This window comes from Arenibacter algicola (assembly GCF_000733925.1).
Classification (GTDB): Bacteria; Bacteroidota; Bacteroidia; order Flavobacteriales; family Flavobacteriaceae; genus Arenibacter; species Arenibacter algicola.
The window spans coordinates 608,056-623,773 of the sequence record NZ_JPOO01000001.1; the positions used below are offsets into that span (position 1 = coordinate 608,056).

At 38.4% G+C, this 15,718-nt stretch carries 10 protein-coding genes; 7 read left to right on the top strand and 3 right to left on the bottom strand.

The features are described 5' to 3' along the window. Positions 1 to 64 precede the first annotated feature (64 nt). Genes U735_RS0102525 through U735_RS0102535 form a run of 3 tightly spaced genes read left to right on the top strand, consistent with a single transcriptional unit; the run spans position 65 to position 5,119 of the window. The gene (locus U735_RS0102525) at positions 65 to 2,767 is read left to right on the top strand and encodes a glycoside hydrolase family 38 N-terminal domain-containing protein (protein ID WP_031442322.1); all 2,703 of its coding nucleotides are present in this window, start codon (positions 65 to 67) and stop codon (positions 2,765 to 2,767) included. A gap of 9 nt (positions 2,768 to 2,776) precedes the next feature. Beyond that, positions 2,777 to 4,168, top strand: a complete 1,392-nt coding sequence (locus U735_RS0102530) for a glycoside hydrolase family 76 protein (protein ID WP_031442323.1) — start codon at positions 2,777 to 2,779, stop codon at positions 4,166 to 4,168. Between the two features lie 15 nt (positions 4,169 to 4,183). Next, a complete protein-coding gene (locus tag U735_RS0102535; protein ID WP_031442324.1) occupies positions 4,184 to 5,119 on the top strand; it encodes a 3-keto-disaccharide hydrolase in 936 nt (311 codons plus the stop codon). Between the two features lie 1,201 nt (positions 5,120 to 6,320). Here U735_RS0102535 and U735_RS0102545 read toward each other — a convergent pair. The 3 genes from U735_RS0102545 to U735_RS0102555 all read right to left on the bottom strand — a co-directional run bounded on the left by U735_RS0102545 (position 6,321) and on the right by U735_RS0102555 (position 9,514). Further along, positions 6,321 to 7,178 carry a hypothetical protein gene (locus U735_RS0102545; RefSeq protein WP_031442325.1) on the bottom strand — a complete coding sequence of 286 codons (858 nt, stop codon included), beginning with the start codon at positions 7,176 to 7,178 and terminating at the stop codon, positions 6,321 to 6,323. Continuing rightward, complete coding sequence (locus tag U735_RS0102550) at positions 7,153 to 8,154, bottom strand: type IV toxin-antitoxin system AbiEi family antitoxin (RefSeq protein WP_031442326.1); 1,002 nt, start codon at positions 8,152 to 8,154, stop codon at positions 7,153 to 7,155. Before U735_RS0102550 ends, U735_RS0102545 begins: the two co-directional genes overlap by 26 nt. A 136-nt stretch (positions 8,155 to 8,290) precedes the next feature. Then, complete coding sequence (locus U735_RS0102555; protein ID WP_031442327.1) at positions 8,291 to 9,514, bottom strand: site-specific integrase; 1,224 nt, start codon at positions 9,512 to 9,514, stop codon at positions 8,291 to 8,293. Between the two features lie 868 nt (positions 9,515 to 10,382). Here U735_RS0102555 and U735_RS0102565 point away from each other — a divergent pair. Genes U735_RS0102565 through U735_RS0102580 form a run of 4 tightly spaced genes read left to right on the top strand, consistent with a single transcriptional unit; the run spans position 10,383 to position 15,488 of the window. After that, on the top strand, positions 10,383 to 11,069 hold the full coding sequence (locus tag U735_RS0102565) for a TetR/AcrR family transcriptional regulator (RefSeq protein ID WP_031442329.1): 687 nt from the start codon (positions 10,383 to 10,385) through the stop codon (positions 11,067 to 11,069). Continuing rightward, positions 11,062 to 12,729 (top strand): peptidase domain-containing ABC transporter, encoded by a 1,668-nt coding sequence (locus tag U735_RS0102570; RefSeq protein WP_031442330.1) that lies wholly within the window; start codon positions 11,062 to 11,064, stop codon positions 12,727 to 12,729. Before U735_RS0102565 ends, U735_RS0102570 begins: the two co-directional genes overlap by 8 nt. Positions 12,730 to 12,735: 6 nt before the next feature. Continuing rightward, a complete protein-coding gene (locus tag U735_RS0102575; RefSeq protein WP_031442331.1) occupies positions 12,736 to 14,085 on the top strand; it encodes an HlyD family secretion protein in 1,350 nt (449 codons plus the stop codon). Then, positions 14,082 to 15,488 carry a TolC family protein gene (locus U735_RS0102580; RefSeq protein ID WP_083260611.1) on the top strand — a complete coding sequence of 469 codons (1,407 nt, stop codon included), beginning with the start codon at positions 14,082 to 14,084 and terminating at the stop codon, positions 15,486 to 15,488. Before U735_RS0102575 ends, U735_RS0102580 begins: the two co-directional genes overlap by 4 nt. The last annotated feature ends 230 nt before the right edge of the window (positions 15,489 to 15,718 follow it).

The window sequence follows — 15,718 nt, forward strand, 5'->3', positions numbered from 1 at the left end:
ATACATAACAAACTATTAGATATGACACTTTAAATAGAATAATAACTAAAAGAAGAAAACAACTATGAAAAGAATACTTGTAATTATCGCAATAATTTTTAATGTCGGTTCTAACATTATAAATGCACAAGAAACTTTGAATTGTGATTTGGAAACCTATGAACTACTAAAATCACTGTCTGATTCTAAATTGGCGAATGGAAAAGTGCTCCTATTTACCAATACTCATCAAGACCTGGCATGGATAGATGAACCTGAAAAATGCAAAATATTCAGGGATACTTTGTGGATAACCCCATTTTTGGATAGGTTACGATCGGAACCAGAATTTAAAATGGATATAGAGCAAGTATCCATAGTGCGGGATTATTTTGAAAGACAACCTGATAAAAAGGAGGAGTTCACTAAATTTTTGAACGAGGGTAGGATAGCCATAGGCGGTGCGTATAATTCTCCGTATGAAGAAATGTATTCTGGAGAATCACTCGCCCGACAATTTTATTTAGGTAAAAAATGGATGGAAGAAAACTTAAACGGCTACCAACCAACCACATATTTCAATGTTGATGTTCCTGGTAGGACCGCACAAATGCCGCAGCTTGTGAAAAAAGCAGGAATAGATAATTTTTTAATAAGCCGTCACTTAAAAGGCTATTATAATTGGCAGGCACTTGACGGATCAAAGGTTAGGGTTTATAGTCCTGGGCACCATTATATGGATTTTTATAACCTTTTAGGAATGGAAGACGCAGATGCTATAAAAAAAATGGCGAAAGATGCTGTGGCTTGGTATGAGATTTACAATGACAATGTAGTTGATAAAGCAATAATGCCGGTTATGTTGAACTATGAATTCATATGGGATCAGGAGCCGGTTCAAAATTGTGGCCCTTTTATGAAAAAATGGAATAGTATTCGGTATATAAAGACTGAGGGTAAAAAACGTATTGCCATCAACTTACCTAGTATAGTGTATGGTACGGCCGATGAGTTCTTCAAAAAAGGAGTTGAGACTACCCAAGTTAAACAGACTATTAGGGGAGAGCGACCCAATGCTTGGATTTATATACACGGGGCATCGCATCAAAAAACACTTAGTGCTAGTCGTGAAGGAGATATTCTTCTCACCCAGGCAGAAAAATTTGCAACCGCAAATGCTTTAATTGATGGCTCTTTCAAAAGATATCCAGAAAATGATTTACAATCGGCATGGTTGGCAAAGATTTATCCAGACCATGGTTTTGGTGGTAAGGGAGGAGACATAACGGATAATTTGTTTTTGCAAAAATATCTTTTATCACAATTAGAAGCCAGGAAAGTCTTGGACAATAGTTTAAAAGAAATAGCGGGCAAGATAAATTTTAATGAGCACGAAGGCACGCCAATTGTAGTTTTCAATAGTCTGAGCTGGGAACGGACAGACCCCGTAGATTTTGAAGCGAAATTTGAACAAAATGAGCTGAAGAATATTGCTTTGTATGATGACCAAAAAAATGAGGTTCCTGTCCAGATAATAGAGAGCTCATATTTTGAAGATGGTTCTATAAAGGATGTAAAGGCTAGGTTTTTGGCAAGAGAACTTCCTTCCATAGGTTACAGAACGTATTACTTAAAGTCCAATGATAACCTGGTGAATGTCAATAATGACATTAATGGCAGTAAGATAATAGAAAATAATTTTTACAGGATAACCTTCGCGAATGGAGGAGTGGCAAGTATCTATGACAAAGAACTTAAGGTTGAGCTAATAGATGATTCCAAGTTCAAAGCAGGAGAGGTTTTTGAAATGAATTCGGTGGGGACGGGAGCTGGTGAATTTTCTTTAGTGCAACAGCCAGATACCACGTTTTTTGAGCAACTTGGAACTGGTACAACCCATTGGGAAATTGATAAAAAAGGTCCGGTATTTACATCGGTCAAAATGCGACAGAAAATGAAGGAAGCCGTTGTCGAAATGGAGGTTTTGCTTTATAACGATATAAAAAAGATAGATTTTAATATTAATTTGAAAAATTGGGACGGTGTCCTATATAGGGAATTTAGAATGGCTTTGCCTTTGAACATGGAGAATGGCAAGGTTACTTATGAAGTTCCTTTTGGAGCGGTGACTGTGGGTGAGGATGAGCATAAGGGAGGTGGAGGAGAGATGTACAATTCACCTGTACAAGATATTCGGCCAAGGGGAATTGCAAATTGGATATCCGCTAGCAATGAGGCATATGGGGTAACTTTAAGTTCGAGTGTGGTTACTGCCGACTACATAGACCCAACAGATACTTTGAACAACAAGACGATATTACAAACCATATTGCTTGCCTCTAGAAGAAGCTGCCATAACGAAGGAAATGAATACCTCCAAACAGGAAGTCATCAATTTAATTTTAGCGTTACTTCACATAAACCAGGGTGGAAGAATGGGCAACGGTTTGGAGTAGAAGCGAATGAAAAGTTACAGGCTATAAGCGATCCTGAAACATATAAAACCGCCCAACTTCCCGAAACACTCAGTTTCTTCAAGACGGACAAGTCCAATGTGGTCATTTCTACTGTAAAAAGAGCAGAAGATGACCAAAGTGTGGTTATAAGGGCGTACGAAACTGATGGCAATGATGTGGATGTAGCAATTTCCATATTCAAACCTATCACAAAGGCATATTTGACCAACTTAATAGAACAGCCTATAAAGGAAATTAATAGTGGTAAACAAAAAATTGAATTGAACCTAGGTCACAATTCAATTGAAACGATAAAAATTGAGCAATATTAAGTCTATAAAATGAAAAGAAGAAAATTCATCACAGTTACAAGTACTTCTGCTATTGCAGTTACTGGAGTTTCACCTTTATTAACGTGGGCTTGTAATGAATCTATACCGAACAAATCTTCATTAAAAGAACAAGCCTTGCTTGCTTTTCAACGATTTGAAGAAGTTTGGGATTTTCAAGATTTTTGGAAGAGGGGAAATACCTTCGACGCCTGTTTGGTTTTTGTAGAAGCCCTACAACAACGTTGGCCGAAGGATAAGGAAGTTGAAGCAATACAAGAAAAAGTGGGGGAAATGTTGAAGGAAAACCTAACTTTTTTTAAAAGCTACGACCCTGGAACACTTTGGGCAGATGATTTTGGTTGGTGGGGTCTACTGGCACTCAATGCACGCAAGCACCTTCTGCGAATAGGGGACATGGAACTAGCCGATAAATACCTAAAATTGTCAACCGATCTATGTTGGGAATACAAAAGGAAAACTGCATATGACCATACGGATGCTGCCAGACCTGTTTTACATGGTTGTAGAAATGGAGATGCAAATGGGGATAGTTTGGGCGTTAAGAACACTGTTACCAATGTTTTGTTGTTCCTGCTTTCATCACGAATCTACCGTTTGTCACTAAAGGGGAATATAGAAGATAACGAGAAGTATCTAGATATGGCCTATCGCCAGTGGGTATGGTTCAATGAGTGGTTTAATCTGGAAGAATACCAGTATTTAAAGCAATTGTCAACATCAGGAGCATTGGTGCAAGAAAGACCTATGGCCTTTTTCGAAGGCTCAAGTTATCAGGAAAAAACACACCCCACCTGGGCAGAAGGTTGGGTATGGACGGGAGACCAAGGAATGTTGGTTGCTGCTTTGACCGATATGTTAGCGATTAAAAATGAGTTATCTACCTATCTCACAACAAAAAGCATAGATCCGAGTTTTGATGTAAAGGCCTATGAATCTAGGTTAAAAGGTATAATTCAATCAATTGGCAAAGGTGTTAAAAATGCCATGGTCGCCAATGTGGATGGTATTATTCGTGAGGCACCATGCCAAACTAGTTTTGGACCCGAACATGGAAGGGACTACCTCGCCGGTCGTGGAATTATGATGCGGTATTTAGGCAGCGATGAAGAAAGAAGGCTAATTGGTGTTGATCTAACAGAAAATATTCAAAAAACTTTAGCTGCCATTTGGAGTACGCGTAATCTGTCAACCAATCAGTTTCAACCTGAATTTACTAGTCTTGAAAATGACAAGCTTTATGTGAAGCAGTTCCGAAATCTTTGGGGCTTGGCAGATGAAGTTTATCAATGGGATATAGAATCGATGAAAGAGAAAAACAAAAACGGAGTATGCCAGTCTATAGGCTTAGATGTAATAGGTGCTATGATCAAATTAGCATAAATTTAATTAAAGCATATGAATTTGAGTAATTATAAAGCCGCCCTAATTATCATTATAACGATGCTTCCCGTAGCAGTGAGTGCACAACATAATGTCGACCCATTTGAAGGAAGCTGGGATATGACCATAGATCTCAATGGCAATGATGTTCCATCATGGTTAGAAATAAAACCTTGGGGATTCACAAAAGTGGGGAGATTTTTACATATTGGTGGCTACCCAAGGCCACTTTCGGTAATAAATATAAAGGATGATTATTTTGATTTTACCGTTCCGTGGGAATCTGAGAAAAGATTGCTGACGGTTGAAGGTAAATACACCGATGATCAGCTAAAAGGAACTATTCATTACCCTGATGGGAATTCATATAAATGGGTAGCAGTGAGAGCACCTGAGCTGCCATATGTTAAAAATCCTGCTTGGGGTACGCCAATTGTACTTTTCAATGGGGAAAACCTTGATGGATGGCATACTAAGGGAGATAATCAATGGATTGCTGATACTGGGGTTTTAATAAGTCCAAAAGCAGGTTCTAACCTTATTAGCGATTCTGAGTTTATGGACTTCAAGCTGCATATAGAATTCAAATATCCAGAGCATGGTAATAGCGGTGTTTATCTTAGAGGAAGGTACGAAGTACAAATAGATGATAGTCAGGGTAAGTCTGTACATTATGATGTTTTGGGAAGTATTTTCGGTTTTCTTGAACCTAATGAGGTAGTTGCAAAAAAGCGTGGTGAATGGCAAACTTATGATATTACTTTAATTGGTAGAAGAGTCACGGTTGAAGCCAATGGGGTTGTCATTATCAATGACCAGCGTATACCAGCTATTACTGGTGGGGCTTTGGATAGCAAAGAAGATGAGCCCGGTCCATTTATGCTTCAAGGAGATCATCATCCTATCGAATTCAGAAATATAATTGTTACACCCATGGTTACTGGTATGTAATGTCTATTTCCGTAGTATTAAGCTTTAATTCAAAGGTCTCAAACTTTATATTTAGCCCTCCAAAAAAGGGGATAGTTTGAAACCTTATACATCTTGAATGGATAGTTGGTCTTTAATAATACTCCGTTCATTAGCCTTATTCTAAAATTCACTTGATGTGCGTTGCTTTATTCTGAGTCCTCCTTCCGTACCACTCCTATAACGAAGCCAGGCTTTATATTTGTTAAAAAGGTTATTGGTGATATCCTGAAACCATATTGACGTAAATCTACAAAACCACTTCATAGACTTCATTTTAACAAACAAGCCCCTTCGGAAGTAGGGCAACACTTTCGCTCCAATATTCCCCACACGCCCACGTTCCTCTTGTCCACTGGGGAAGTCTTTATGTTCCAGTTTACTTTAACACCAACCTGCCTGCGGGAAAGAACAAGCTGAAAATACAGCTTGACTTTTCTTCTCCCTAGCCACAATCATTCCTATCCATTGAAATGTTCCATAGCCTCCAGTTTGCACTTTTAAAATCATACGCTTCAAATAATAAAGGGAATGCTGCTGTCGAGTTATATTGAAATATGTAAATATAAATATATTCGTATATGTACCTATGTACATAGGATTTGGGTAATAGGAAGTTTTTTTTGTTATAAAGTAGGAACAAATCCGATCCGCCCATTTTCAGTAATTTATCATTAGAAAAAGAATTGAAAATATTAATCTTCGGAGAAGATAGCAAGTTATGTTTTAAGCATCTTAAAACTCCTACTTCTGGCGAAGTGAAAACCAATAAGAATATCGTAAAATATGCTAGTAATCACCAAAAAGGAAGGTAAGACGTATGAGGGAAAGGAAACGGGAGTCTATCCTAACATTTCGTTTCAATATCAGAGAATACGATTAATCAAGTAAAATATGCGAATCCTATAACTTGAATATTTTGGAAATGGAATGTAATAAGTCCTCTTCTTAGAAGATTGGTCTTACAACAAGATGCTGACGTAAAGATAATGCTCCTCGGTTCATATTGATGTTTAAGCAAACGAAAATGAAACTTGACCGATAAGGTGTTACTTGCCCAGTCAATACTTTTTTGCGCCCTACTAAGTTTTTTCTTAACGCTTATCTACCGGAACGCTAAAGAAACTCCGCAGGATCCTCGTGCAGGTAAGTTCTGGTAAGGATTTGGGGTTGGACGAGAAATTTATTCACCTTGAAAACCCCGCTGAATTTCCAATAATGGTTTTAGACTTTCCTCAACAGTAGTATTGGCCCAATTTGCCATGATCTTCCCAATTTCACTGGTATTGACATCCATCGTATTTTTTTCTAGAAGATTGGTCAGCCTTTCATTGAGTTTTTCATTCCTGATTCCTATTTTCTTCATCTCCCGACCCATAACACGTGCGGCAATGAGATTAAGCCCAAAATCATCATCGCCAAATAAATCTGAATGATGCTCGTAAATTTGGTCGGTATACATTTCAAAAAAGTGGGTTAGTATTGTCAGAATGTCCTTTAGGTCATCCCTTCGGATTTCAGGACGGTCTTCCCAAGCGATGAGTTTTAGAATAACGATTCCGGGCAAGTTGCAAAATTTAAAGCGATGTTTCCCTTCCAATTCCACTTCAGGCAAGCCATTCTCATAGATTTCCATAAAGCCGGGCATATTCAAACTGGTACCCCCTGTACCTTCAATACTTACTTTGAAATTTTCATCTTCAATGTTTCCGAAGGGAAGTAAATCAACTTGCATTCTTCCTTGCCACAGTAGCACAAAATTATTCTCTTTGGAAGGTTGAAAGTGTTCGATTTCAATGAGGTAATCCTTCAAACTTTTATAGCTTCTATTATCTTCGATAAAGACAGCGAAATCGATATCCCTTGTAATCCTACTTGGTGGAATTTCATTAATTGCTGTCATCCATACATCACGGGCGATGGCACCGACCAAGTAAAAATCGATATTGAATTTTTTAAAACCTCGTTCCAAAGCCGCTAACATTTCTAAAAAGTCGGGTCTTTGCCGAAGTTGTTTAAAATTTATCCTGTAAGTACTCATTATATATTTTTTCTGCGGTTTCGGTACAACGTCTATCCCCTTTCATTAATAGGTCAGCATAAGCAAGCAAAGGATGAACTGCATCTTTTTCCTTTGTATTGTCTTTCCAGAATTTTTCGTAGATCTTGACATTACCGCTTTGATCGGGAACAAGTCTATAATTTTTCATCAGTTCGTTTCTCGGTTCCTTGGTGTATAAGGTCAATTCCTCTGGTCGAAGGTAATTAGTATAAATATCCCCAGCGGGTTCTCCACCCCAGAATGTTTCGCCCTCTTTTAATTTAATGTCCTTCCAATTGAAAAAAGTATCATTATCCGCAAAACGATATGTTCCAATGGCTAGATTTGGTTTCAACTTTTTTTCGTAGGCCATAATCCATTTTTCAAGGAGCTTTTTTTTATTTTCCATTATATAGGTATCCTTAGTAATTGGAATGAGGAAACCGTCATCTTTTAGTCCATTGAAGATGTTCGTAATATTACCGATACCTGTATCCGTTTTATCGGCTATCTCTCGATAAGTTTTGTTGACCCATGTATCGTCCAATAGGAACTGGTAAACAACCCTTAGTCCGGTTTTGGTAAATGCCCTATTCGTGGTCTTATTCTTAATTTCGATGGGTTCATTGGCATCTAGCCAAAGGAAGATTCCATTTTCATTAAGGTAAATATTACCGTTTGCCTCAAGGTAAGCGATATTCCTATTACGCAGCTCTTGTTTTATTTTGGGAAATATGCGTTGTGCAACTATCATAAATGGATGATACTCCTTGGCAAAAGCCTCCAATTTAGTTAGATGGATATTTCTTAGCTCCTTTTTAATTTCTATACCTAGCTGGATGGTTCGGTTGTTCAGGGTAAGGTTTATCATGCCATCCAAGACTTCATTGGGGGCGTTATCAAGCCATTTGGCTTCGAATTTACCTGTTTTCTGAAGGTTGGCCAATGCGTATTGCACAATTTCCTGATCGTTCATTGTTCACTTTATTTTATTGTTCACGAAAACGTGAATTGAATAACATTGTGAACAAAAGTACATAATTATTTTGATATGCAATAATTTATTAGGGCGAAGACATATTAGAGAAAATCAGGAGCAATGTGCAGACAGGTCAGAAACCAATGACATTATCAAGAGCATCGTCCAAATCTTTGTTTATAAAGTTTTGTTGGTAGTCAATGGTTGTTTTGATATCAGAATGGTTATACAGCTTCTGCAAGACTTGTAACGGAATTCGGTCTCCGGAGATATTGCCAAAGGAATGACGTGATATGTGCATAGTGATTTTTTTTGTTATTTCGGCTCTGTCGGCAATTTGTCCTAGATATCTATTCAGTCTTTTGTTTGCCGTTTTGCTCACTCTCAGAATGTCTTTGGGATTATTGGCTGCTTCTCTTAATTCAGGGAAGATATAATCGCCCTGTGAACTTTTTGTAGGGAGGTACTCGTCTAATATTTTTTGAAGTTTACCGTGAATTTTGAGCGAAAGGTTTTTTTGATTTTTGTTCATAGTATAATATATCCGTTCTCCCTGCACGTTTGCCCACTTCATTTGAACTACATCTGAAACCCGCATCCCGGCGAGATAGAAACTAAAAAGAAATACATTGCGAGTGTGGTGTTGTTTTGGGTTGTCAGAAAGGTCTAAATCTTCGATCATTTTGATTTCCTCCGAAGTAAGACCGATTTTAATAGATTTGGGAATTCTAATTTTAATCTTTCCGTCGTGGTTTCCGAAAGGATAATTGTCTTTGGAGACAAGGCCCTGTTGTGAGGCTCTGTTGTGCAATGTACGTATGAAAATCAATGTGTTTACTATACTTCTTTCCCCAACGGAATCTTTAGTACTTCTTAAATAGGAGATAAAGCCTCGCAAAAAAAGAGGGGTAATAGCTTCGAAGGTCAAGGTTTTTGCCCTAGGATACTTTTTTATTCTATTTAATAAGGGTCGTTCGCAATTGATGCGAGAGTACTTTTTGTTCTTTTCCAATTCCTCGAAGTAAGCTTCGGCAAATGTGTAAAACGAGTTACTTTTATATTTACCTGAAATGGTCTTTTTTATCTCGGCAATTTGTGTTTTCGAATTGACCTCGGTCTCAACATCTAATAGTGTTTTATTTATTTCTATAACTTTAGAGGATATGAAGTTGTTTAAACGAGCCGAGTTGGGGTGGCTTTTTTTAACTTTGCTCGTTACTTCGTCCCAATACTTTGGTTTAATTTTCTGACCTGTATGGATATAAGTCGATTTCCTGTTTTTAGTAATGCGAATGGCGATGGTGCATTCCCCGGCCTTATTCTCTTTTTTCCAAAGTAATGCTTTGATCGTTGCCATTTGTTCTTTTTATAAAGATACAAAAATTGGTAAAACAATGTTAAAACAAATGGTGGTTTTATATGGCTTTTTATGGTATTATTTGATTTGTAAAATTTCATAAGTAATTGATAATTAGGTTTTTTGGTATTTATAGGTGCAAATTAGAAAAAACTTAGGATCTAGTGCCGTGAGGTGTGAGAGTTCGAGTCTCTCCGCCTGTACTTAGTAAAAGCTCTTCAGAAATGGGGAGCTTTTTTTATGGCCAAAGGTTATCTTTTAGAGGATCAAGTACAATTTGGATCAAGTACAATTGGATCAATCCTAAAAGTTGTGTGTGAATTGAAAATAGAATAAGATCGGATCAAGAACAATTGTTGTGTTTATGCAAATATTGTGGTTAATCTATAAAGGAAGAATTCTGTATTTCTAACGCCTCTGAACTGTGATAATAGGTTATGTGATCCTCGGTGTTCATACTCACTTTTAAAACTTCTATTGTTTTGTTTTTCAGGATAATGTCAAATTTTTTTAATGTTTTGGATACCGTTGGATCTGTTGATGTATAAATTATAAGGCCAACCAGTAAAAGCAGAGGTGTCAGGTTAAAATTATTCTTATGTATATAACAAAATAAGGTATATAAATACCAACCACAGCTAACAAAAGTCATTTTTGGAAGTAATTATTTTGGTAGCCTTGCCTGGGGTATGGAAACAATAGGCTTATGGGGCTATATGAGAGTAGTTGGCAAATAGTATCAAGCCTGAATGATGTAGATAATTCAATTTTGCAGAAGAAATAAAAAGCATTACTATTGTTAAACAAGTGTTAAACTATCATGCGTTGATAGTATTACTATTATATTTGCGAGTGTTAAAATTGAGGTATGGAACGTCTATTTGGGTCAGTCACAATTAAAATAAATGATAAAATCTTTGTTAAGGACCCAGCTTCTTCGGATTTGGGGAAGCGGATTATTGAACAAAGTATCTTAATGATAAACGATATTGGGTTTGAGGGTTTTACCTTTAAAAAGTTAGGTCACCAAATTGGTTCCAATGAAAGCTCCATATACCGTTACTTTGAGAACAAACACAAGTTGTTGTTGTACCTTACCTCCTGGTATTGGGGTTGGTTGGAGTATCAGTTAGTATTTGCTACCAATAGTATTGCCGACACTTCTGAAAAATTAAAAAAGGCGATAGAAATTGTTACCCGACCCACGGTACAGGATTCCGCTTTCTCCCACATTAATGAGGTCTCGTTGAGTAATATAGTAATCAACGAATATTCAAAATCGTATTTGACCAAAGAAATAGATACAGAGAACAAGGAGGGCTATTTTGTAATCTACAAGAGAATGATAGAGCGCTTTAATGAAATGATACATGCGGTTAATTCTGAATATAAGTACCCCTCTAGTTTGGCAAGTACTATTTTGGAAGGATCGCTTCACCAGTATTTTCTCAAGGATCATTTTCCTTCACTCACGGATTGTCATGAAAAAGGGGATGCTACCAAATATTTCACTGATTTAGTATTTCACACTTTAATGGCAAAGCAAAATGGCTAAAAACGTATTGACCGCTTGGCAGCGGCTATTGGGTCTGTTGAAACTCGATAAAAGGGATGTTTTGCAGACCTTTTATTATGCCATTTTTGCAGGGCTTGTTAATCTTTCTTTGCCCTTGGGTATACAGGCTATTATTAACCTCATCCAAAGTGCAGAGATAAGTACCTCATGGGTGGTTTTAGTGGTGCTGGTAACAGGTGGAGTGGCCTTTGGGGGCCTATTGCAATTAATGCAGATCCGAATTATAGAGAATGTTCAACAGAAGATATTTACCAGGGCGTCGTTCGAATTTACATACCGTTTTCCTAAAATAAAAATGAGTGAACTACACAATTACTATCCCCCGGAACTGGCAAATAGATTTTTTGACACACTAAATGTTCAAAAGGGATTGGCAAAGATTTTATTGGATTTTCCTGCAGCCGTACTTCAGATTGTTTTTGGGTTGATCCTCTTGTCTTTTTATCACCCATTTTTTATCGTCTATGGAATATTGTTAGTGTTGCTTATTTACGTAGTCTTCAAATTTACCGCCCAAAAAGGGATGGATACCAGTCTTGAGGAATCCAAGCGAAAGTACAAGGTAGCGCACTGGATACAGGAGGTTGCCCGATCTTTGATAAGCTTTAAGCTTTCTGGTAGGACCAGTCTGGCATTGGACAAGAACGATGCCCTGGTGTTGGATTATTTGGAGGCTCGCGAGAGTCATTTTCGCATTCTGGTAATACAGTTTATACAAATGATAGGGTTCAAGGTATTGGTAACAGCGGGCCTTTTGTTGATCGGGGGGCTGTTGGTGCTAAACCAGGAAATGAACATTGGGCAGTTTGTAGCTGCGGAGATCATCATTCTTCTGGTCATAAGTTCAGTAGAGAAATTGACCCGCAGTTTGGAAACTTTCTACGACCTTTTTACGTCATTGGAAAAATTGGGGCAGGTAGTGGATAAGGAATTGGAAGAGCAACAAGGAGAAAGACCATTAAATGAGGAGGACGAATTTTCTTTGGAGCTGGACAGGGTGTCCTTTGGCGCATCAAAAATTGGTAGGAATATATTGGACGACATTTCCTTAAAAATTGGTCCCAAAACTCGTTTGTTGGTTCTCGGGGCCAACGGTTCAGGTAAGTCCACCTTGTTGCGACTCATTGCAGGCCTGATACAGCCCGATGATGGGAATATTTATGTGAACAATGTATCACTTAGAGGTATAAACCCCAATCATTACCGTTCCTTTTTGGGTCAGTCCCTGACCGAGGAAAAACCTTTTGAAGGTACCATATTGGAAAACATTACTTTTGGCGATAAGAGTATTACCGAAAAAGAAGTGCAATGGGCCATGGAAAATACGGGATTACTGCAATATGTAAAAGAGCAGCCGAAAGGGATCAATACCATGGTATATCCTGAGGGACAACAAATGCCGTTTACAGTTTCCAAAAAAATAGTCCTGGCGCGCAGTATTGTGAGGAAACCAAAACTACTATTGTTAAAAGATCCCTTAATTCAATTTGACGAGGTTGAAGCTATTAAAATCATAAAATTCTTAACGGACGATAAAAATCCTTGGTCGTTGATAGTGGTGAGTCAGGATCCTAAATGGTTGAACCGATTCCAAAACATAATAACATTGGAAAACGGTAAGATCGTTTCTAAAATTTAAGAAACTATGTTGAATATTTCTAACAATCCACTGAATAAAACGGTTCACCTTAGGGGGTATAAGTCAACCGAAAGGGTCTTTCACGAAAGGCATTATAAGCATTTTAACCGATTTTTACTGGGCTCCGCTATTTTTGGGATTATCGTTCTCTTCCTGCCGTGGACACAAAATATAAGAGGGAACGGTTTTCTAACCACTTTGAAGCCGGACCAAAGGCCACAGACAATACAATCCCCAATTCCAGGAAGAATAGAAAAGTGGTATGTGCAGGAGGGCGATTTTGTTGATAAAGGGGATACAATTTTGTTCATTTCCGAAGTCAAGAACGAATATTTCGACCCCAAATTGGTAGAGCGAACAAGGCAACAAATTAAGGCCAAATCTATGGCTGTGGGGTCTTACGAAGGCAAGGTTAATGCATTGAACAATCAGATTTCCGCCTTGGGCAATGAACGGAAACTTAAATTGGAACAGGCCAAGAATAAATTGATGCAGTCCCATTTGAAGGTTCAGAGCGATAGTATTGACCTAGAAGCGGCTAAAACCAATATTAGCATAGCGGAAAAACAGTATAACCGTACGGAGCAATTACAGAAGGAAGGTTTAAAGGCCGTTACGGATGTGGAGGAAAAACGCTTAAAACTACAGGAAACCCAGGCTAAATTAATTTCACAGCAAAACAAATTATTGGTTGCCAAGAATGATGTTTTAAATGCTGAAATGGAGATTAACCGTATCCAGGCCGAATATACGGATAAGATTTCTAAGGCCCAAAGCGATATGTTTACAGCCCAATCAAGTCAATACGATTCCGAGGCGCAAGTGACCAAGCTTGAAAATGAATACACCAATTACGAGATGCGCAACGAAATGTACTACATACGTGCGCCTCAAAGTGGGTTTATCAATAAGGCCTTGCAAGGGGGAATTGGGGAAACTTTTAAGGAAGGAGACCGTCTTGTTGGAATTATGCCTGCGGATTATGACATGGCCGTAGAAACATTTTTGGAACCATTGGATTTGCCTTTAATTCATATTGGGGAGAAGGTAAGAATTCAATTCGATGGTTGGCCTGCCATAGTTTTCAGCGGGTGGCCCAATATTTCTTATGGTACCTACGGTGGAAAGGTTGTAGCGGTTGAAACCTTTATAAGTGAAAATGGAAAATATCGCGTGCTGTTGGCCCCAGATCCAGAGGATGAACCGTGGCCAACCCAAATTAGGGTAGGCTCGGGAGCCAATACTATAGCCCTATTGGAAGATGTTCCCATTTGGTTTGAACTTTGGCGACAGGTCAATGGCTTTCCGCCCAATTATTACCAGCCCACAAAATCTACCGCAAAAGCCGAAAAATGATGCAAAAGTATTTGTACAGTTTGTTCGTATTACTTTTCATGGGTGTAAATGCCCAAGAACAGGATAGGCTTGTCCTAAATTTTAAGGAATATCTGGGCTATGTTAAAAAATATCATCCTATTGCAAAACAGGCCGAGCTTAAGATTGATATGGGGCAAGCAAACCTAATGCGTTCACGAGGGGGCTTCGACCCTAAGATTGAAGTGGATTACGATCGAAAGGAGTTTAAGGGAACTGAATATTATGATCGACTTAATGCTGCTTTTAAGATACCTACCTGGTACGGTCTGGAGTTGAAGGGTAACTTTGAACAAAATGATGGGAATTATTTAAATCCCTCGGAAAATGTCCCGGATGATGGTCTATATAGTGCCGGGGTTTCTATGTCCGTAGGTCAAGGTTTTTGGATCAATGAACGTATGGCCACTCTAAAACAGGCCAAGTTGTTGAGGGAACAGACCAAGGCCGATCGGGATTTACAGGTGAACCAAGTTCTGTTCGAGGCATCACTAGCCTACTTCCAATGGTTGCAGGCCTATCAGGACAGTCAGATTTTGAATGATTTCTTTTCAAGCGCACAATTGCGTTTTGAGGGCGTCAGAACCACCGCATTGGCAGGTGAAATAGCCGCCATAGATACCGTAGAGGCAAAGATTGCCGTTCAGGACCGTGCCTTGAATCTGGAGCAGGCCAAGGTTCGTTTCGTAAAAAGCTCCCTGGAATTGTCCAATTTTCTCTGGATGGGAGACAACCTTCCGGTAGAGTTAAAACCAAATGTAATACCGGATGTCAATTTAGGGCAAGATATAGATGCCACCTTGGAAATACTCGGGAAACCATTGGACAGTTTTAATTTGGAAAATCACCCCAAGTTAAAATCCATGGGTTACAAAATTGAAGGGCTCACGGTTGAAAAGCGACTTAAGGCAAATAAGTTATTGCCCAAGGTAGATTTGGAATACAACTTTTTAACAACAGGGCCCGTTACTATGAACGCTTTTGAACCCCAAGACTATAAGGGAGGTTTGTCTATAAACTTGCCGCTATTTTTAAGGAAGGAACGTGGGGATTTAAAACTGGCGAAGATCAAATTGGAGGATGCCAAGTTTGAATTGGACAATGCCCAAATACAAATAAAAAACAAGATTGTTGCCATTTTTAGGGAACTGGAATCTTTTGAAAAGCAAAATCTGCTTATAAATGACATTGTGGGCAATTATAATTTACTGCTCACTGCTGAGGAGCGAAAATTTAGTTTTGGGGAAAGTTCATTGTTCTTGGTCAATTCCAGAGAAAGCAAACTCATAGATGCAGAGCTCAAACAGAATGAGGTTAGAAATAAGTATTATTCGGCAAAAGCCAAGTTGTTCAATAGTTTGGCCGTTAATCCAGAAAAAATGTAGGGTGTTTTGGGATGGGACCAAAAAAATAGGGTCCTTATAACTCCAAATGCAGAATCATTCTACTACCGCAATTTACCCAATAGACGTGCATTGCATTCAGAAATTGGTAAGTATATGAGCTTACTATTCATGGAAGAGGGTTGATTGGCCTACTATAAAAACAAAGGTCATTTCCTGGAAGGCGTTCCCGGAATAAATTGACAATTACCAATTGTTTTTTTTTATGGTTT